12 protein-coding genes are annotated in these 18,446 nt (G+C 71.9%); 1 reads left to right on the top strand and 11 read right to left on the bottom strand.

The genetic code is table 11. The annotated features are described in order from the left end of the window. Positions 1–385: 385 nt before the first annotated feature. From ACFXP5_RS07590 to ACFXP5_RS07635, 10 genes are all read right to left on the bottom strand, one after another. Positions 386–1,009, bottom strand: coding sequence for a hypothetical protein (locus ACFXP5_RS07590; protein ID WP_394544136.1), 624 nt, complete (start codon positions 1,007–1,009; stop codon positions 386–388). Further along, the gene (locus tag ACFXP5_RS07595) at positions 1,006–2,601 is read right to left on the bottom strand and encodes a DUF5684 domain-containing protein (protein WP_394544137.1); all 1,596 of its coding nucleotides are present in this window, start codon (positions 2,599–2,601) and stop codon (positions 1,006–1,008) included. The genes ACFXP5_RS07590 and ACFXP5_RS07595 overlap by 4 nt, the downstream gene beginning before the upstream one ends. Then, entirely contained in the window at positions 2,598–5,060 is a 2,463-nt protein-coding gene (locus tag ACFXP5_RS07600) for a transglutaminaseTgpA domain-containing protein (RefSeq protein WP_394544138.1), read from the bottom strand. The genes ACFXP5_RS07595 and ACFXP5_RS07600 overlap by 4 nt, the downstream gene beginning before the upstream one ends. After that, entirely contained in the window at positions 5,057–6,433 is a 1,377-nt protein-coding gene (locus ACFXP5_RS07605) for a DUF58 domain-containing protein (protein ID WP_394544139.1), read from the bottom strand. Before ACFXP5_RS07605 ends, ACFXP5_RS07600 begins: the two co-directional genes overlap by 4 nt. Next, a complete protein-coding gene (locus ACFXP5_RS07610) occupies positions 6,430–7,395 on the bottom strand; it encodes an AAA family ATPase (protein WP_394544140.1) in 966 nt (321 codons plus the stop codon). Before ACFXP5_RS07610 ends, ACFXP5_RS07605 begins: the two co-directional genes overlap by 4 nt. 31 nt (positions 7,396–7,426) lie before the next feature. After that, a complete protein-coding gene (locus tag ACFXP5_RS07615) occupies positions 7,427–13,390 on the bottom strand; it encodes an Ig-like domain-containing protein (protein WP_394544141.1) in 5,964 nt (1,987 codons plus the stop codon). Then, positions 13,390–14,523 (bottom strand): serine/threonine-protein kinase, encoded by a 1,134-nt coding sequence (locus ACFXP5_RS07620; RefSeq protein ID WP_394528324.1) that lies wholly within the window; start codon positions 14,521–14,523, stop codon positions 13,390–13,392. Before ACFXP5_RS07620 ends, ACFXP5_RS07615 begins: the two co-directional genes overlap by 1 nt. 142 nt (positions 14,524–14,665) lie before the next feature. Then, complete coding sequence (locus tag ACFXP5_RS07625; RefSeq protein ID WP_394544142.1) at positions 14,666–15,328, bottom strand: spermidine/putrescine ABC transporter substrate-binding protein; 663 nt, start codon at positions 15,326–15,328, stop codon at positions 14,666–14,668. A 62-nt stretch (positions 15,329–15,390) separates the two neighbouring features. Beyond that, entirely contained in the window at positions 15,391–15,876 is a 486-nt protein-coding gene (locus tag ACFXP5_RS07630) for a hypothetical protein (protein ID WP_394544143.1), read from the bottom strand. Positions 15,877–15,888: 12 nt separating this feature from the next. Further along, positions 15,889–16,890 (bottom strand): ABC transporter, encoded by a 1,002-nt coding sequence (locus ACFXP5_RS07635; protein ID WP_394544144.1) that lies wholly within the window; start codon positions 16,888–16,890, stop codon positions 15,889–15,891. Positions 16,891–17,020: 130 nt separating this feature from the next. Between ACFXP5_RS07635 and ACFXP5_RS07640 the strand changes: the two genes are divergently transcribed. Then, entirely contained in the window at positions 17,021–17,623 is a 603-nt protein-coding gene (locus ACFXP5_RS07640) for a DUF3558 domain-containing protein (protein ID WP_394544145.1), read from the top strand. A 92-nt stretch (positions 17,624–17,715) separates the two neighbouring features. On the opposite strand, the gene ACFXP5_RS07645 is transcribed toward ACFXP5_RS07640, so the two are convergent. After that, a complete protein-coding gene (locus ACFXP5_RS07645) occupies positions 17,716–18,321 on the bottom strand; it encodes a porin family protein (protein WP_394544146.1) in 606 nt (201 codons plus the stop codon). Positions 18,322–18,446 lie beyond the last annotated feature (125 nt).

Genomic DNA, 18,446 nt, shown 5'->3' on the forward strand with positions numbered 1-18,446 from the left:
CCGATCTTTCGATTCATGACGCCGCGGGCTCACATGTACCCACCAGGGCGCCAGAATGATCTGACGCTTCGTGAGGTGGATATGCCGTGGGGGTGACCTGTTCGCAGGTCGTTCCCTGAGATGGCGTGCCCGACCCGCCTGCAGCGTGGCGGGCACGACGCAGGGCGCGCATGAGCGCACACCCCACCAATGATACGCCCCAATCAGGGGTGCGGGCAACGTCGCTCCGCCGGCCACCGCTCGGGCGGGGGCGCGTCGCCCACCTCGGTCGGAGGATCGCACCAAGGTCGGAGGATTCTGGCGCCTGCGTCCGACAATGGTGCGAATCTCCGACCGGGGTGACCGTTGCCGGGCGGCACGGGTGCCTCGCGGGCGCCGCCGGGCCTCAGGAGCCGGTGGCCACCAGCACGAGGATCACGACGATCGACGCGAGCACCAGCGCACCGGCTACGACCCCGGCGATGACGGCGCGTCGACGTCGACGGCGGGCCCGCGCTGCCTCGCCGGCGGCCACGTCGACGACCTCCTGCGGGGCGCGCGGGGCGGGTGTCGCCCGTGCGGTGACGACGGGAGCATCGGCGCGCGGTTTGTAGATCTCGCGTTCCCCGGCCGCGGGAACACGCACCGGGCGCGACGGATCCGTTCGCGGATCAAGGGGACTCGGATGCTGCGACCGGTCGCGCACGCGCAATACCGGTGCGCTCGCGACGGCCGCGGGATCGGGCGCGCGTCGGGGAGCGCGGATCGTCTCATCCTCGGGCGGCTCGGCAGCTCGAGGATCGGCCGGGCGGCCCAGAATCGCGGCGTCGCGCTGAGTCTCGGCCGCCCGAGCGATTCTCGTGGCGTCGTCGGGAGCGGCCGAGCGCCGCGGGGCGAGGATCGTGGCGTCGTCGGGCGCGGCATCCCCCTCTTCGTCCGAGACGGGGCCGGGCGGTGTCGGCCAGGAGCGCAGGCGACCCGACCAGATCGTGACGTCGACCTCGTCGTCCGCCGGGTCGGACCCGCTCACGCGTCTCCTCGCTTGAGACGCACCTCCGCGTCGCCGAGGAAGAACCTCTCCCCCGCCTCGAGCTGCTGGCCGGGCTGCACTTCGATCTCGGTGCCCATCAGCGTCGCGAACAGCACGCCGTTCGTCGAGCCCAGGTCGGTGACGTACCAGGTGTCGCCCCGCAACTCGAGCTTCGCGTGCGTCTTGGACACGGTGCGCGTCTCGTCGGAGATCGAGATGAGCTGAGCGCCGGGGTGAGCGGGGTCGGGTGCGGGGCGGCGCCCGAGGATGACGACCTCCGACGAGATGTCGACGGGATCACCCTGCGGCGGGATGAGCGACCACGGGATGCGGCGGCGCCGCGCGATGATCGTCTGATCGAGCGCGTCGTCGTACCCAGCGCCGTCGTACCCAGCACTGTCGTATGCAGCACCGTCGTACCCAGCACCCCCGGATCCAGCACCGTCGGATCGGGCGTCGTCCACGAGGGCGTCGTCGTCGTCGGTGTCGGGGATCTCGGGCTGCGCGTACAGCGCCGACACCGACGAGCGTGCCGAGCGGGGCGCACCGGCGTCGGGGGCGCCGATGACGGCCGAGACCGCCTCACTCAGCTCGGGGAAGGCGCCGGGGTCGTTCGAGCGACGCGCGGGCTCGGGCGTGCGCGCGGGGATCCACGGCGCAGGCTCGGGCTCCGGGATCCACGGCTCGGGCTCCGGCGCGGACGTGACGACGACGGGCTCCGGCGCGGGCGGCACCGCCGGCGTGGCGGGGTGCGGCACCTGGGTGAGCGGCTCGGGGCGCGGCGGCTCGGACACGGCGCTGGCCCGGGTGGTCGGCACCGACTCGATCGGAGCGACGCGCTCCACCGGAACGGTCGGCGGAGCGACGGGCGCCGACGGGGGCGGCGGAAGGAACGATCCGGTGCGCGAGGGCGCCGGGGCGACCCGGTCTTCGGGGTCGACGGCATCGTCGAGGTCGGCATCGAACGACGACCGGCGCGGCGGCGCGGGCGGCACCGGCGGAAGCGGAGCGGCGGCCGGAGCTGCCGGTGCCGGCGGAGAGGCGGCGGAGGCGAGGGCCACGGCCGGCGCGGGAGGCGTCGTCGGGGGCGCCCACTGTCCCACCGGGGACGCGGCAGGAGCGGCGGCGGCGAACGGTCCGGAGGGGGCGGGAGCGGCCGGCGTGCGCTGAGGCACCGGCGGGAAGGCCGGGCCGCCCTCGGTGCGTCGGGGTCCGGCGGCGGGCTCCGCTCCGATCCACCGGGAGGATCCGAAGCCGAGGATGCTCGCCCAAATCACGAGGAACAGGGCGGCGACCACGGTCATGCCGGCGCCGTGACCGAAGGCACGGTTGATGCGGTGGCAGGCGATGATGTGGATCACCGGGTAGGCGATCCAGCCGAAGATCGGCACGAGGGCGACGAAGATCAGCCACGGCGAGAAGCCCCCGAGCCGCAGGATGACCGCCTGGTTGTACAGCGGCACCCACCCTTGCCAGGAGGCCTCGCCGGCCTTGCGGAAGACGGCGGACAGCGCGAGAGCGAGCCACACGTACAGGGCCACCGACACCACGAACGCGAGCACCCCCGCGATGATGGGAATGGAATCGTTCATGATGTCGTGCGCCCACCGCTGGTCGGTCGGCGCTTCCCCCTCTCCAAGGTCCGCGACGACCCCGAGCGCGACACGCGTGGCGCCAGAAGCCGGACGAATGATCTCAACGATACGGCTGCGGCCAATCGCCGCCAGATTCCGCGCTCGCGCGCCATCGAGCGGCGCTCGTCGTCGACGATCCGCCAGAACTCCGCGGCATCGTCGGGTGTGGTCGTCTCGCTGGCGAACACGGCGCGGTCGGCCGTTCGCGCCAGGACGTCGCCGTCGGGCGTGCCATAGGCGGCGGCGAGCTCGCTGCGGGTGAACTCCCGAGGGGCGGTGCGACCGGTGTCGACGCCGGCGTCGATGTATTCGTCCCACCCGCCGGCGATCCGCTCGACGGGATCCTCGACGCCGCGGCGTCCGCGCCGTCTCACGGCCTTCGCGCCGACGATCGCGATGAAGGGCCCCAGCACCACGGCGAGGGCGAGAAGCACGATGCCCGCAATACGCAGCACCGGCCAGAGCCAGGCCAGGTCGAGTCCGGAGGAGTCGTCGTCATCGTCGTCGCGCGCGGTGTCGTCCTGCAGCGGCTGCGGGGGGACGACCTCCTCGACGGTGTCGGGGCGCACGTCGGTGACGTTCTCGGGGTCGCGCTGCTCGGTGACCTCGAGGCTCGGCGACTGCGTCCACTGCGGGGAGACGTCCACCGGCACCCAGTCCCCGTCGCTCGAGCGCACCTCGGCCCAGGCCGAGATGTCCTTTCCGCGGCAGGCGCCGTCCTGGCAGGTGGCCAGGGTCGTGTCGGCCGACGACAAGCGAGCGCCGACGACGACGCGGGAGGGGAAGCCGAGCTCCTGGGCGATGAGGGCGACGGCGACGGAGAACTGCTCGTCGTCGCCGATCGCCGCGACGTAGTTGCCGGATGCTTGCGCACGCGGGTCGTTCTCACGCTCGAGCAGGCGCTCGAAGAGCGTGTCGATGCGGGCGAGCGAGTGCCCCGAGGCGCTCGGCTGGAAGGTGTAGTCGGGGAGCGAGGCGACCCACACGGGCGGCTCTTCGCCGATGGTGAGCGCGTGGCTGAGGAAGCCCCGCTCGCGGAGCAGCCGCACGAGCCCGTCGAGGGCTGCTCCCCCGGTGCCGCTGGCGTGCTCCTCCACCCAGGAGCGGAGGTTGTCGGGGGCCTCCACTCCCCCCACGTCGCCACCGGGGGCGGTCAGCGAGGCGAGCTCGGCGACGGGCGGCTCGACGGCACGGAGGTCGTAGACGTCGCCGGGCTCGAGACCGCTGCCGGCGGTCTGCACGCCCGCGGCGGCCTCGGCGTTGTAGTAGAAGCTGTCGGCCAGCGCTGCCGCCCGCTGCCCGGTGAAGTCGACACCCGACAGCTGACCCACGGTCGGCAACCAGATCCCCCCGAGCGCTCCGATCTGCACCTCGGCCTCGACCTCGCGGCCCTCCCCCGCGGCAAGGGTCGACGGCACGCGCACGAAGCGGCCGTCGTCCCCACCCGGGCGGAAGATCTCACCGTCGTACGTGTCAAGGGTCGCCAGGCGCACCCGGTCGGGCAGGGAGGCGTCGCCGGTGACCGTGAACAGCACCTCGTCGGCACGGTCGTCGGTGAACAGGGATCGGTACTGCGTCAGCGGACTGACCGCGGCGGCGATGTCGGGCTCGGGTCCGGCGGCCGAGCGCAGCACCGCGCGGTCGGCGCCGCGAGCCGCCCACGGAACGACCGCGACCGCGGCGACCAGCGCCACGGCGACCATGGCTGCCCCGAGCGCGGTGCGGCGGCGATCGGCTCGGGAGGGGCGACGCGACATCCGCACCCCGCTCATCGTCGCAGCACGACCCAGGGCCTGAACCCGCTCCTCGCGTGTGCGCCAGGCGAGCCAGACGAGCGCGGCACCGAGGCCGCAGACGCCGACGACGGTCTCGACGGGGGCGGGGAGGGTGAGCGGACCGAGCGCGAGCGGCGCGCTGACCGAGGTGCGTCCGAAGAAGAGCCCGAACGACACCATGCCGAGTCCGACCGCGACGGCGGCATTGGCCCAGCGGTCCTCGCGCCACGACAGCAGCACCGCAGCCACGGCACCGACGAGGAACACGATGAGCGCCGGCACGAGCAGGTTGCGGTACGCGCCGACGGGCAGGTCGACGGTGACCAGGTCCTTCCACCCGAAGATCGCACCGGTGAAGGCTTCGCCGATTCCCCGCACGACGTCGAGCGGGGAGGTGAGGCGGGAGGGCACGGCCACCGGCACCGCCAGCACGACGAATGCGGCGGCGACGAGGCCCACGATCGACCATCCGCCCCACCGGCGCCACGACGCGACCGCCACGATCGCTGCGGCCGCGAGCGTCGCCGCGACGACCATGATGATGAACGACACCGAGGCGTAGATGGGCCAGGCCGCGACGGCGGCGACCAGCACAGTGGCGGCGACGTAGAGGGCTCCGCCCAGCATCCGCGAGACCTTCACGAGCCGGCTCCGCGTACGAGAAGTCCGGACAGATCGTCGAGGGTGCCCACGGTCAGCACCGACAGACCCGCGAGCACGCGCATGCGGGGGTGGGCGCTTTCGTCGCAGACCACGCCGACGACCGCGGTGTCGGCCGGGAAGGCGAGGGTCGCTTGGCGCAGCCGCTGGAGGGGAACGGTCGAACCCACCACGACGAAGGCGATCGAGAGCCGCTCGTTCGCCTCGACCGCGAGCCGGCAGACGTCTTCGACGGCCATGGTGTTCTCGATGCGGTCGATGCCGCTGAAGCCGTCGAGCATCGCCCGCGGCGTCACCGTCGGGATGTTCTGGATCGCCCGCATGCGTCCACGGACGACCCGGGGGATCTCGGACCCGGCGACGATGGCGACGTCGCGCGCGTCGCGGACGGCGCGCAGGCCCAGGGATGCCGCCGAGCTGACGGCGAGTTCGAACTCGTCGGCGTCGGCGTATTCGGGTTCGGCGACCGCGAGGACCACCGCCATCCGGGAGCGCCGCGACTCTTCGAACTGGCGCACCATGAGACGGCCGGTTTTGGCGGTGGATTTCCAGTGGATCTGGCGCTGGGAGTCGCCGGGGGCGTACTCGCGGATCGCGTGGAACGACATGTCCGAGTCGACCAGGCGCCGGGTCGGGTTGCCCTCCAGGTCGCGGATGAGTCCCGCGCTCGTGGACGGCAGCGAGACGGTGCGCGGGTGCACGAACAACTCGTGCACATCGTCGAAGGCGTGCTCGCGCCGCAGGAGGCCGATCGGGTCGCTGCGCACCGTGGTCACCGGACCCACCCGCACCACACCGCGTGGCAGCGCGGGGATGTCGAGGGGCTGGGCGACGGTGTGGCCCGGACGCAGCAGCGGCACACCGAATTCGACGAGGCCCCGACCGACGGGGATGTCCAAGCGGCCCGGCAGCGCGATGCGGCGCCCGTCGTTGCGCACGACGATCTCTCCGGTAACCCCCTGGCCGGCGATGATCCGCTCGGAGGTGAGGGTGAGGTCGACGTCGTAGGAGCGCGCGCCGAAGAGGAAGGGCACGCCCATCAGCAGCAGCAGCACCGAGACGGCGCCCGCGACCATCCACTCGACCCAGCCGAACGCGATCCCCGCGACGAGTCCGACCGTCGCCGCCAGGGCGACGAGTGCGCCCGCCGGCTGCACGGTGCGCCCGCTCCACTCCACCGCGGTGCGTGCGCCGCTGCGGATCGCCCGCCACAGGATGGTGGCACGCACGACCGCGCGCACCAGGGCGCGCTCACGCCGGCGCGACGTCGTCGAGGTGATCGAGGTGGCCGTGCGCCCGGTCCCCGTGCGCGAGGAGGTGGTCGTCGAGGTGACGGAGGTGCGGGTGAGGCTCATACGGCCTCGCGCTGCGAGGGTGGGGCGACATCGAGCAGCACCTGGCCGATGACGGCCTCCTGCGTGACCCCGTCGAACTCGGCCTCGGGGTGCAGGATCAGGCGGTGCGAGAGCACCGGAACGGCGAGCGCCTTGACGTCGTCGGGGGTGCCGTAGGTGCGCCCCAGCGAAGCCGCTCGGGCGCGCGTGGCGCGGGTCAGGGCGAGGGCACCGCGGATGCTGACGCCGAGGCGCACCTCGTCGGCCGAGCGCGTGGCGTCGACGAGGCGGGCGATGTAATCGAGCACGAGCGCGTCGACGTAGGTCTCGGCGGCGAGGTCGGCCATCCCGGCGAGCGCCTGCGGAGTGATGATGGGGCTCAGGTCGGCCGTGGCGATGGGAGCCCCGTCGAGGATGCGGACGGTGGCGGCGTGGTCGGGGTAGCCGAGCGAGGTGCGCATCATGAAGCGGTCGAGCTGAGCCTCGGGCAGGCGGTAGGTGCCCGCCTGTTCGACCGGGTTCTGGGTCGCGAGCACGAGGAACGGGTCACCGACCGGACGCGTGACCCCGTCGATCGTGACGCGCTTCTCCTCCATGACCTCGAGCAGTGCCGACTGCGTCTTGGGGCTCGCGCGGTTGATCTCATCGGCCAGCACGATGTTGGCGAAGACCGGCCCGGAGTGGAACTCGAAGGTGCCCGTCTTCTGGTCGTAGACCGTGATGCCCGTGATGTCACCGGGCAGCAGGTCGGGGGTGAACTGGATGCGGGTGTTGGTGCCCTGCACCGATTGCGCGACCGCGCGGGCGAGCGAGGTCTTGCCCGTGCCCGGTACGTCTTCCAGCAGCACGTGACCGTCGCTGAGCATGGCGGTCAGCACCAGCTCGACCACACGTCGCTTTCCGAGCACGGCGCGCTCGACGTTGTCGGCGATCTGGGAGAAGGTCTCGGCGAACCATGTCGCCTGCTCCTGGGTGATCGTCATCGGTGCTCTTTCCTGAGATGGGTGTGGGAAGTCAGGGGGTGGTCGGGGCTGAGGCCTGCGGGGTGCACTTGCCCGTGACCTCGCCGGTGGCGTCGCGGAGGTTCCATCCGCTCGAGGACCACGACACCGTGACCCCCACACGGTCGACACTGGCAGCGGTGGGGGGAACGGCGAGCGGGTCTTCGCCGGTCGGAAGGACGGTGCCGGCCGCATCGCGATACCGCACTCGGGAGGGATCGAACGTGAACGCTGCACGCCCCTCGGTCGAGGACGACGTGAACCGCAATTGGCCGCCACCCTCGCACGAGGCGATGGACCACCGGGCGACGCTCTGGTACGGCGCACTTCCTTGCGCTGGCCGCACGAGCGCGGCCTCGCTCCGCGTCTTCCACACGTCGTGCTCGTAGTACACGCGGATCCCGGGGTCGGTTTCGAACGTGCCGTTACCCGGCCCCCAGTTCTCGAAACGGACGGTGTTGTAGCGGGGCGGATCATCCGTGCTCGACGACGGGTCGCGCGTGATGCGCCACCGCGCCTCCTGTCCATTCACCTCGGCGTTGGGATTGACCTCGAAGGTGAATCCCTTCGGCGCCTCTCGGCTCTGCTCGGCACGGACGGAGGAGCGCGCCTTCACGGTGTCGCCGAATCGCGTGTCGCCATACCAGGACGACACGCACACGACGTAGTCGTACTGACGTCCCGACTCCAGGCCCGGGAAGCTCTCCTGGTTGCCCCCGCGACGGGGATCGCACTGCCATTCGCGGTCGGCGGGCACGATGTCGAAGAGCAGCTCGGACCCCGTGCCGTTCACCTGCGCGGTGGCGACAGCATCCACCGTCGACTGGTCGTCTCCGGAGGATCGTGAGGTCACCGTGAGGGTGACGTTCAGGGGGGCGCCCACCCCGTTGGCGTTCACGGTCTTGGTCTGCCCGTTCGGGGCGCCGCCGAGGCCGGGAGGGAGGGTGAAGCGCGAGAAGGGCGTGACGGTCACGGCGGTCTGCGCGTTGGAGCCGACCCGGAAGTTGCCGACCTCGACGGAGGTCTGGTTCGGGCTGATGTTGACGTTGCGCGTCTCGCCCGCCGGACTGATGATCTGCAGGTACCCGGTCTCGGCGGCGTCGATGCCGCCGATCGACAGGGCGGCGAGGTTGCCCTCGTTGCCGTTGGGCTGCGGGCGGGCCGTGATGGTCGCGGGGGCCGCGGGGGTGTCGTACGCCCACGCGGTGGTGCGCACGCTCGCGCGCGACTCTCCCGTGGCGTTGACGGCCCAAGCCTCGTAGAGGCGCTGTTCACCGTTCGGTGCCGGGATGACGGGACAGACCCCGTCGGCCGAGCAGCGGGCGACATCTTGACCGGCGTAGCGCACGACGAATCCGCTCAGGCCGGGGTATGCGAGCCGCGACTCCCCCGCGTCGACCCGGAGGGTGACCGTGCCGTCGCCGTAGGCGGTCTGCCGCACGCTCGCGGGCGCCTTCGGATACCCCTGCAGGTCGAGCAGAAGTCGGCCGTCGCGCTGGGCCGCCGTGACCCGGCCCTGGGCGTCGCGCACCGAGAACGATGCGGAGCACGTGGCTCCGGGGGCATCACCCGTCCACGACGCGGTGACGGTGCCCGCCGAGCCGACGGCGAAGCTGACTCCGACGCACGCGCCGGTCGGGCGGACGGCGACGAGCTCGAGCGGAGTGCGCGGGAGGGGGTTCACTTCGCCGGGAGTGCCGATGACGGTGATCGAGCAGGAGGAACCGGCGGCCTGGGAGCACTGCTGGGCGGTGGCTCCGCCCTGCGGGAGGGTCGAAGGCGCCGCCCCCACGCGCAGGATCAGGCGCGCGGGGGTGACGGCGGTGTGGCTGGTGACGCCGATGACGGCCGCGTTCTCGGTGCCGGGGATCGCGCGGTCGGTGCCGGTGATCGTGACGATCGACCCCGCGAGGGAGACCTCGAACGCGCCGCCGCTGTAGTCGGCGCTGTACTGGATCGCATCCCAGTCGTCGCGCAGCTCCCACGTGGTCATCGTGCGGAGGTCGAACGTGGTGGTCTCGCCCGGTCCGACGGTGAGGGATGCGGGGCGCAGCACCGGCTGCGGATCGCGCGCCGTGATGAGGACGGGAACAGCGAGGGAGGTCCACTCCTCCGTGCCGGCGATGCGGACCGGCACCTGGCAGGCGTCGCTCCAGGGCGCGCCCGCGCCCGCGTCGTAGCGGATGCGGGTGCCGCTCTCGATCGTGCAGAGGGCCCCCGCACGCGAGCCGGAGGTGCGCACGTCGCCCCCGGCTTCGAGGGTGGCGTTGCGGGGCAGTACGACGAGGTCTGCCATGTCGAAGGAGACCGACTCGAGTTCGTTGACCGCCTGCGGGGCCACTCCGGCGCGCAGCGACAGGTCGAGATCGTCGTCGCCGGGCACGCGCAGGAACGCGTACGTCGTCACCTGCTCCTCGCCGCGGGAACCGGTGACGGCGAAGGGGATGAGCCGGGTCGTGGAGGGCAGGTCGCCCTGCAGCGTGCGCCCGTTCGCCGTCACGTCGTCGGGCGCGCCCCACAGCGAGACGGTGAGGTCGTCGACGTCGCCGCCCGACCAGGCCGCCTTGCCGGCGACCACGTCGACGCCGGTGGTGAACTCCTCACGCGTCTCGGCGGTGAGCACCGTGTCGGCGACGACCGGGTAGTCGGGCACGCTCTCGCGCACCACCTTGACCACGATCAATCCGCGCCCGGTGTTGCCCGAGCTCGATTCGACGTCGTACAGGAACGACATCGTTCCGGGCTCTTCACCGGCGGCGAGCACGACTCCGGTGTCGGTGACGTCGATCACGCGATCGGCGAGCCGCGTGTACTCGGGGTTGTCCTCCCCCTCCTCGAGGGTGGCGGGGAGGTCGGGGCGCACGTCGGTGAGGCGCAGGGTGCCGCGGGTCGGATCCAGGTCGTTCGCGAGCGGGCTGACGCGGAGGGTGTTGTCCGGACCGGCCTGCACCTGCACGTAGTCGGTGAAGGTGACGGGGCTGGGGTTGGAGTCGGCGTCGAGCACGCCGACGCGCACGGTGCCCTCTCCGGCAGCACCCGAGGAGTCGACGGCGCGGTAGCGGAAGGTGACCTGACCGCGGTGGCCGGGGACGCTGGTGTACACGATCGACTCACCATCGGGCGAGACGGTCGCCGAACCGCTGTCGGGCTGGGTCAGGATGCGGTCGAGGGTCACGACGTCGCCATCGGGGTCCATGCCGAAGCCGTCGAAGTCGATCGCGGTCGACTGCCCGCTCAGCACACGGCCCTCGAGGGTGTCGGGAAGCGGCGGACGGTTGGTGTCGCCCGGCAGCACCCGGATGCGCACGGTGGCGGTATCGCTGAGGGAGGGGGTGCCGGTCGTGTAGACGGAGTAGTCCACGCCGTAGTCGCCCGGTTCGGTGGGGGCGAGGTAGCGCAGGGCGTCGGCCGAGGCGAAGGCCAGGGCGTCGGGGGTCGTCGAGGTCACCGAGGCGGGGTTGATCGTCGGGCGGCCACCGGCCGGTGAGACGTCGTTGTCGAGGACGGGGATGTCGATCTGCGCGCCCGCGCGCACGATCACGGTGTCGTCCACGGCGATGGGGGCGAGCTCCGGCGCCTCGGGCAGCAGGTAGACCGTGGCCTCCCCCGCCACTCGAGCACCGTCGTCATCCGTGCCGTCGCTGACGGTGTAGGTGACCGTGCCCAAGCGACCCGGCGCCCCCGTGGGGGTCGACCCCGACACCCGCAGGTTGTTCTGGCCGACCGCGTCGACCGAGAGCGAGGCACCTTCGTCGGCATCGGCTACGACGTCGCTGAGCAGCAGCACACGGCGCGTGGGGTTGGAGACGGCGGCGAAGACGTCGAGCGTCGCGTCCTCCTGCGGTCGCACGAAGGCGACGACCGGAGAGGTGGCGAGTTGGGCGGGAGCGTCGGCGGCGAGCATCGTCACCCGCGCCGTGCCCGTCGCATCCGTCGTGCCGTCGGTGACCGTGAAACCGACGCGGAACGTTCCCGGCTCGCGCGAGCTGAAATCGAAGGTCGTCGTGCCGGCGACGACGGTGGCCGTGGCCGCAGCATCGTCGAGGACGCGCACGGAGGTCACCGACAGGGCCCCGGCGGTGCCGGTGACGTGAGGGGCGACGTCGACGGTGAGGCTCGAGTCGATCGAGTCGACGACGGTGAAGGACTGCACGGTGAGTGCGGGGGTCGGCGACACCCGCACGAGCAGGGAGCGCTGCGAGGTCTGACCCGAGGTGTCGGCCACCGTGACGGGCAGCTCGATCAGCTGTTCCCCGCCCGAGCCGTCATCGCTGTGCTGGTAGACGACATCACCGCCGGGGGTGGCGGCCACGGTGCCGATGCCCGAGGGGTTCGACACCGACAGGAGCAGCAGGGGATCACCGTCGGGGTCGACCCAGCCGGGCAGCACGGGCACGGTCACCGTGCCGCCTCGGGCGACCTCGGGCGTGGGCCACTGCACGAGGCATCGCTCCACCCCGCACCACGTCGGCGGGGCGTCTGAGGTGGAGACGGTGAGGGTCACCGTGGTGGGAGAGGAAAGGAGGCCGTCCTGAGCGGTGCCGTCGGTGACGGCGTACTGGAAGGTGGCGGAGCCGGATGCTGAGGGCTCGACGCGCACGGCGAGGCGTTGGCCGTCGTCGGTGACCGACAAGCTGCCGAAGCCGGGGTCGAGCCCGGTCACCGAGGCGGGGTCGATGCTGAGGACGTCCTCGTTCGGGTCGTGGTCGTTCATCAGCACGGGGAGGGTCGCGAGGCTCCCCGCCCGCACCCCGAACGCGTCCGGCTCGGCGATCGGGGGTTTGGGGTCGATGACGACGCTCAGCTGCTCCTCGCTGGGGACGGCGGCCGGGTCGGTGTTGTCGTCGAGGGCCCAGTTCTGGCTCGAGGCGACGAGCGTGCCGTCGGGCACCATCCACACCCACCCGGTGCGTGTCTCGTTGAGGATCACCGCTTCGTCGGTGGCCACGAAGACCGGGCGCCGCTGTTCGGGCATGATGCCGGTGCCGTAGGCGAGTTCGTGCTCGCTGCCGTTGCTCCAGAGCATGCCGCCGCCGTTGCTCGGACCGAGCCACGCCGCGTACGCTTCGCCGTCGTGCACGATCGGCACCGCGGGGGTGCCCAGAACGGTGTTCCCGCGATCGACCTCGTTGACGGGCGCGGAGCCGTCGACGGGAACGCGCACGAGACTCGATTCGTCGGCGAGGTAAACCGACGCGCCATCGGGGTCGGGTTCGCCGGCCACCGCCGTCCCGGCGAGCTCGACCGGCACCGCAGCATCCACCCCCCGCAGGTACACCGCTCCGGCCTCCGCGTCGAGCAGCGCCCAGGTGTCTCCCGCGGCGGTCAGGGACGGCGCGTCGATGTCGACGTCGAGCGGGTCGCGTCCGCGCAGTTCTCCGGCGGCGATGTCGTAGCGCACCACGGAGTCATCGGCGGAGGAGTAAGAGAAGAGCATCCCCCGACGATCGAGCGCGATCACGTCGGCGGCGTATTGCGGCGCATCCTCGTCGTCTTCGGCGTCGCCGGAGTCTGAGTCGGAGAGAGGGTCGATCTGCGCGGCGTCGCCCGTCGACAGCCGGCCCGCGAACACCGTGCCGGTGTCGGTGAGGTAGGCCGCGAAGTCGCCGGCCGTCGCGACCTGGGTGGTGCCGGCGGGGGTCGACGGGGAGGCGCGCACCGTCTCCTCGTCGAGGTCGACGGGCATCGCTTCGTCGATGCGGGTCAGCTTGCTGTTGCTGTCGGAGAAGAGGTATGCCCCCTCCGTGCCCTGCACGACGTTGCTCGGGTTGCTCACGCTCCGCACCGTGTCCAGCTCGCCGATCGTGGTGTTCACCCGCGCGTAACGGCGCCCGTCGCCGGTCTGCAGCGCCCAGACCGAGGTGTCGACCTCCGGGGTCTCCTGCGCGTCGAGCCCCGGCCACACCACGCTGATCCCCACGATGAGAGCGGCGGCCACACCCGCCGAGACGAGTCCGGCCACCGTGCGGCGGCGCACTACAGCACTCCCGTCGCGAGCAGCGTGGTCAGGACCGCGACGCCCGCCACGACGACGGAGGTGCCGGCGAGCACCCACGGGATCGCGGAACGGGCACTGCGCGTGGGGGCCGAGATGTCGGTGTCCTCATCGCGGGCGAGCCCTGCCATTCCGGAAGAGGCATGCAGCTTGCGGCTGCTGCTGCGTTCTATGCGCGGACGGGCAGGTCCGCGCAGCGAGCTGTCGGAGAAATCGATGCTGCGTTCGCCCGGTGCCCATTCGTCGGCGGCGACCTCGAGCGGCGTCGCCGCGAGGCCGACCTCGGTCTGGACGGCGCGCAGGGCATCGCCGAGCTCGCGCGCGCTCGCGTAGCGCTGGGCGGGGTCACGGCTCATCGCGCGCGCCATGACCGCCTGCAGCGACGGCGGCACGTCGGTGCGGGCGACCTCGGTGTAGGTGGCGCGCGAGATGCGTCGGCGCAGTTGTTCGCGGGTGTTCTGGCCGCGTTCGCGCCGCTCGAAGGGGCTGTGTCCGGCGAGCAGCGAGTACACGGTCGCGCCCAGGCTCCACACCTCGCTCGCCACCGAACCCGCGGTCTGCTCGGAGACCACCTCGGGGGCACTCCACGGGATCGACATCGCGAGCATCTCATCGGCGCTCTCGCGCGCGAGTGATGAGGAGATGCCGAAGTCGGCGAGCACCGGGGTGCCGAAGGTGGTGATGAGGATGTTGCTGGGTTTCACGTCGCGGTGCACGAGACCCGCGCGGTGCGCGGACTCCAGGGCGCTCGCCATCTTGACCCCGATCGACAGCACCTCCGGAACAGGGATGCGCTCGACGCGGTAGCGCTGGGAAAGCGATCCGGGGCAGAACTCCATCACGATGTACGGGCGGCCGTCGGCGGAGATGCCGGCTTGATAGACCGTGACGATCGAGGGATGCGCGGAGAGGTGCGCGAGCACGTCGGCCTCGGCGTTGAACATGCGCAGCAGATCGGGGTCGCGCACATCGCTCGGCAGCACTTTGACCGCGACGTTTCGCCGCGGCATGTCCTGTTCGTAGAGGAACACATCGGCGAACCCGCCCGAACCGAGGGGGCGGATATAGGCGAGTCCCGGCAGGATCGGGGGCGCAGCAGGCAGGCGTGTCGGCATCCCACCCTCCCCCGGTCGGTGATCCCCGCACGTCGTCGCCGACGGCTGCTCTGGTAAGAGCCCCGGTAATGCTAACAAAAGCGACCGAGCGCCCTCGTCACCGACAAACCCCTTGACGCCGGACGGACCGGCGTGGGAAGCCTCAGAGCGCGGTCAGCCCCGGCTCGCCGGGATCGAACGGTGCGTCGAGCGACCGCGTCAGCTCCTCGAGCATCGCCGCGATCTGCGGCTCGACGAACTCGGTCACCGCGCCCTGGATGCGGAGGCGATGGTGCAGCAGGATCGCGCAGACTTCGCGCCCGATCATGTTGGCGTAATCGTCGGCCAAGCCCACTTCCTGACGCAGCGCCGCTTTCGCGGCGTCGCTCAGCGGGGGGAGCTCGGCGATGACGGCGTCCTCCTCGGCGGCGAGTCCGGAGAGGGTGAAGAGGAACGGCGACCCCGGATCCGGATCAGGATCGAGCGGCAGGCCCTCGAACTCGGGGTCGAGGCCCTCGGACGGACGATAGCTGCGGGTGCGGTTGCGCGCGGATTGCTGATCGAGCTCGGTCTGCAGCATCGGCAGGTTTCGTGCCGTGTACTGCGCCACCGCGTGATCGACGATCGTCTTGATCCGGGTGGAGAGACCGTGCTGCACGCCGTGCGGCACGTCGGAGCCGAGGCCGGCGGCCGAGAGGATGGGCGAGCCGAAGCAGCGGCGGCAGGGGGCGATGCGCCCGCGGTGCGTGGCGGGTTCCCAGCGCGGCAACCAGCGCAGCCACGCATCCACTGCCTGGCTGACCTGTGTTTCGAGCGACCGCTCCACCCTGCAACGGTAGCCCGACACGCCCGGAGTTGACAGGCATCGACCGGTACCGGCGCGCCGTGCTACTCGGCCTCGTCGTCGCGTTCCCACCGCCACCGGGGCGTGCCGCCGCGCGAGCGGACGAGCGCGACCCCGCCCGCAGCCGAGACGAGGGCCGCCAGGAACAGCACGATGCCGACCCACCCGACCATCGCGGTGCCCGCCGCGACGGCGGAGGCGGCGAGGTCGGCTCCGCTGAGGGCCCCGCCGAACAGCACCCCCGCGGCGTACGCGAGCACGGTGGCGAGAGCGATGATGGGCGCGGACCAGAACGAGGGATGCTGCGTCCGCACCGCCAGCAGCAGGGAGGCGGCGAACACGAGGCCGGCGCCGATCATGCCCACGATTCCCGGCACCTGACCGAGGCCCTCGACCGCGATGACGTCGGCGTCGAGGAAGAGGCTGGTGAAACCGAGCCCCGCGATCGCGAGGGCGAAGAAGGTGACGGTGGCGAAGACGACCGCGAGCGGCGGCGGCAGCGGGCCGCCGTGCTCAGCGGGCTGCGCCACCGTCGCCCCTCGTCACGCGTGCGTCAGTTGCGGACCGGCTTCGAGCGTGCGCTCGTACTCGCGCTGTGCGGCATCGTTCAGCTCGGAGGCGCGGCGACCGCGGGCCGCCACCCAGGCGCCGAACCAGATCGTCAGCTCGCGACCGAGCACGAACGCCACGATCGCGAGAGGTGCGAGCAGCTGGTCTTCGAGCAGCGTTGCGCCCTCGCGAGCGGTCAGCATCCAGAACGGTGCCTGGAAGAGCTGGCCCAGCAGGTGTCCGCCGTAGGCGGCGAGGCCGACGAGCAGGCCCCAGACCACCCAGTGTCCCCACCGGCCGCGGTTGATGAAGGCGCCCAGCAGCCAGAAGCCGAGGAAGAACGCCACCACCGGCAGCCACAGCGCCCAGGTGCCGAGAGCGTCGAGCGCAGCCTGCGGCACGTCGGCGAAGACGATGCCGCCGTAGATCAGTTCCAGTCCCAGCCACGCCGCGAGGTACAGGACGGCGAAGACGACGGCAGCCAGCAGTCCGATGACACCGGCGGCACCACGGTTTCCGCGCGGACGCGGTGCTTCGGGCGCCTGCACGAAGATCGGCTGCGCGGCGGGTGCGACGACGGGGGCCACAGCGGGCTCGTCGCGGTAGGACGGCTCGTCGCGGGAGTAGTCGGTGTCCCGCGTCTGCACCGGCTCGCGCGCCGTGACCGGCTCGCTGGCGCGCGCGGCGGGCTCATCGTCGAGGGGAACGTCATCGCGCTCGTACCAGGGGACGCCGTCGGGCTCGACGCGGTCCTCGGTGCGCTGCGTCGCCGCGGTCTCTTCGACGACAACCGTTTCGGGCGTGCCATCGGCGTCGGTCACGACGATGGTCTCGGGCTCATCGCGCGGTGGCACCGCATCGGTCTCACCGGGGACGGCATCACGCTGGGCGGCTTCGGCTTCCGCGAGGGCCGCGTTGGCCCGCCGCACGACGTCGTCGTCGACCTCGTTCGGCTCATCGACCGGTTCGCCATAGGACGACTTCGGGTCACTCATCGGAAGCACTCCTCACGCGGGGGCAGGTTCCCGCGTTGCGAGGCTAACCCGCCCGGCGCGCCGCGGCGCGTAGGCGTGCCGTCGTGTGTCGATCTCCGGGCCGGACACCGCCGAGGCCTAGGGTGTGCGCATGAGCCGCCGCCCGCGCCTGTTCCCAGCCGTTCTCGCCGGTCTGGCCGTGCTCACCGTCGCAGCTCTGGCCGGGTGCGCACCCGATGCCGCCGACACGGCACCGCTCCCGACACCCGCCGCATCGTCGGCGAGCCCGACCCCGACCGCCACGGCGTCGCCGACCCCGACGCCGACCGCCGACGCCACTCCCGAGATCCCCACCGACTGTCGGGCGCTGCTCTCGGACGCGGTCCTGGCACAACTGGACGGCGTTCCGCTCAACGACCCGGCGTTCGCTCCGACCGGGGTGCAGTCGGACGGGTCCCTCGTCTGCGTGTGGCGCGACCCGGCCGCCGACACCACCGGGCTGTCGACGAAGATCTCCGCCATGCCGTCGGGCGCCGCGCTCGACATGCTCAATGCGCTGGTCAGCAGCGACGGGTACACGTGTTTCACCCCCGACGGCGGCACCCGCTGCGAGAAGACCTGGGTCAACCAGCAGTACCCGGTCAACGACGGTCGTACCCTCTTCTACCGCTCGGGACTCCTCATCGACACCGCGTACTCGAATCTCGCCCCCTCGGGCTACACCGACAGCGTGGTGGCGCACGTCTACAGCTGACCCGCAGCATCCGATCCCCGCGTTCCCCGCACCGGATAGCGGCCTCACCCCGCACCAGCCGCGATCCGGTGCGGGCGAGCGACCGGCGCCGTTCAGCCGACGAAGACGCGTGACGCGGTCTGCGCGGCGTAGCCCTCGGGCATCCAGTCCGTCATCACGCTCGAGAGCCACGCGGTGCCGAGGAGGTCGTGGATCTCCGTGACCGCGCCGGCGCCACGCTCGCAGTGCACGCGGGCACCGTCGAGTCCGCACGCGAACCCTTCGCTCGTGAGCGCGGCCTGGGCAGCCGCTGCGGAGCCGTCGGCCACCTGGGCGTAGGTCGTCGAGATCGAGCGGCCGTCTTCGGTGCGCCACGTGCAGGTGAACACGACGGTCGGGGCCAGTGTCTGGGCGAGCGACGTCGTGGTGGCCGGCAGCGCCGCATTCTGCGACAGCAGCACTTTCGGCGTCCAGACGAGTTGCGACCAGAGCTCATCGGGATACAGATCGCGGCAGTCGGTCGCCGGTGCCGTCGAGGCGGCGTCGGCGTCGTCGACCGCGGGAAGGGACGTGGTGGCCGCACGCAGCGTGTCGCCCACGAACGAGACGGCGGAGGGGATCCCGGGGACGGCGAGCCACACCAGTGCCCCCACCACCGCGGCGCAGATCACGGCCACCGGCCATGCGATCCACGCGCTGCGTCCGCCCACTCGAGCCACGACTGCCTCCCCTCCTCCACGCTACGCATCACCGCGGCCATCTCCCGGCTGCGGCACGCCCAGGTCGCGGGAACGACGAAGGCCCCCGGCGCGCCTGCGCGAGCAGACGGGCCGGGGGCCCTCGA

The sequence above is a fragment of the Microbacterium hanjuni genome (assembly GCF_043556395.1).
Taxonomy (GTDB): Bacteria; Actinomycetota; Actinomycetes; order Actinomycetales; family Microbacteriaceae; genus Microbacterium.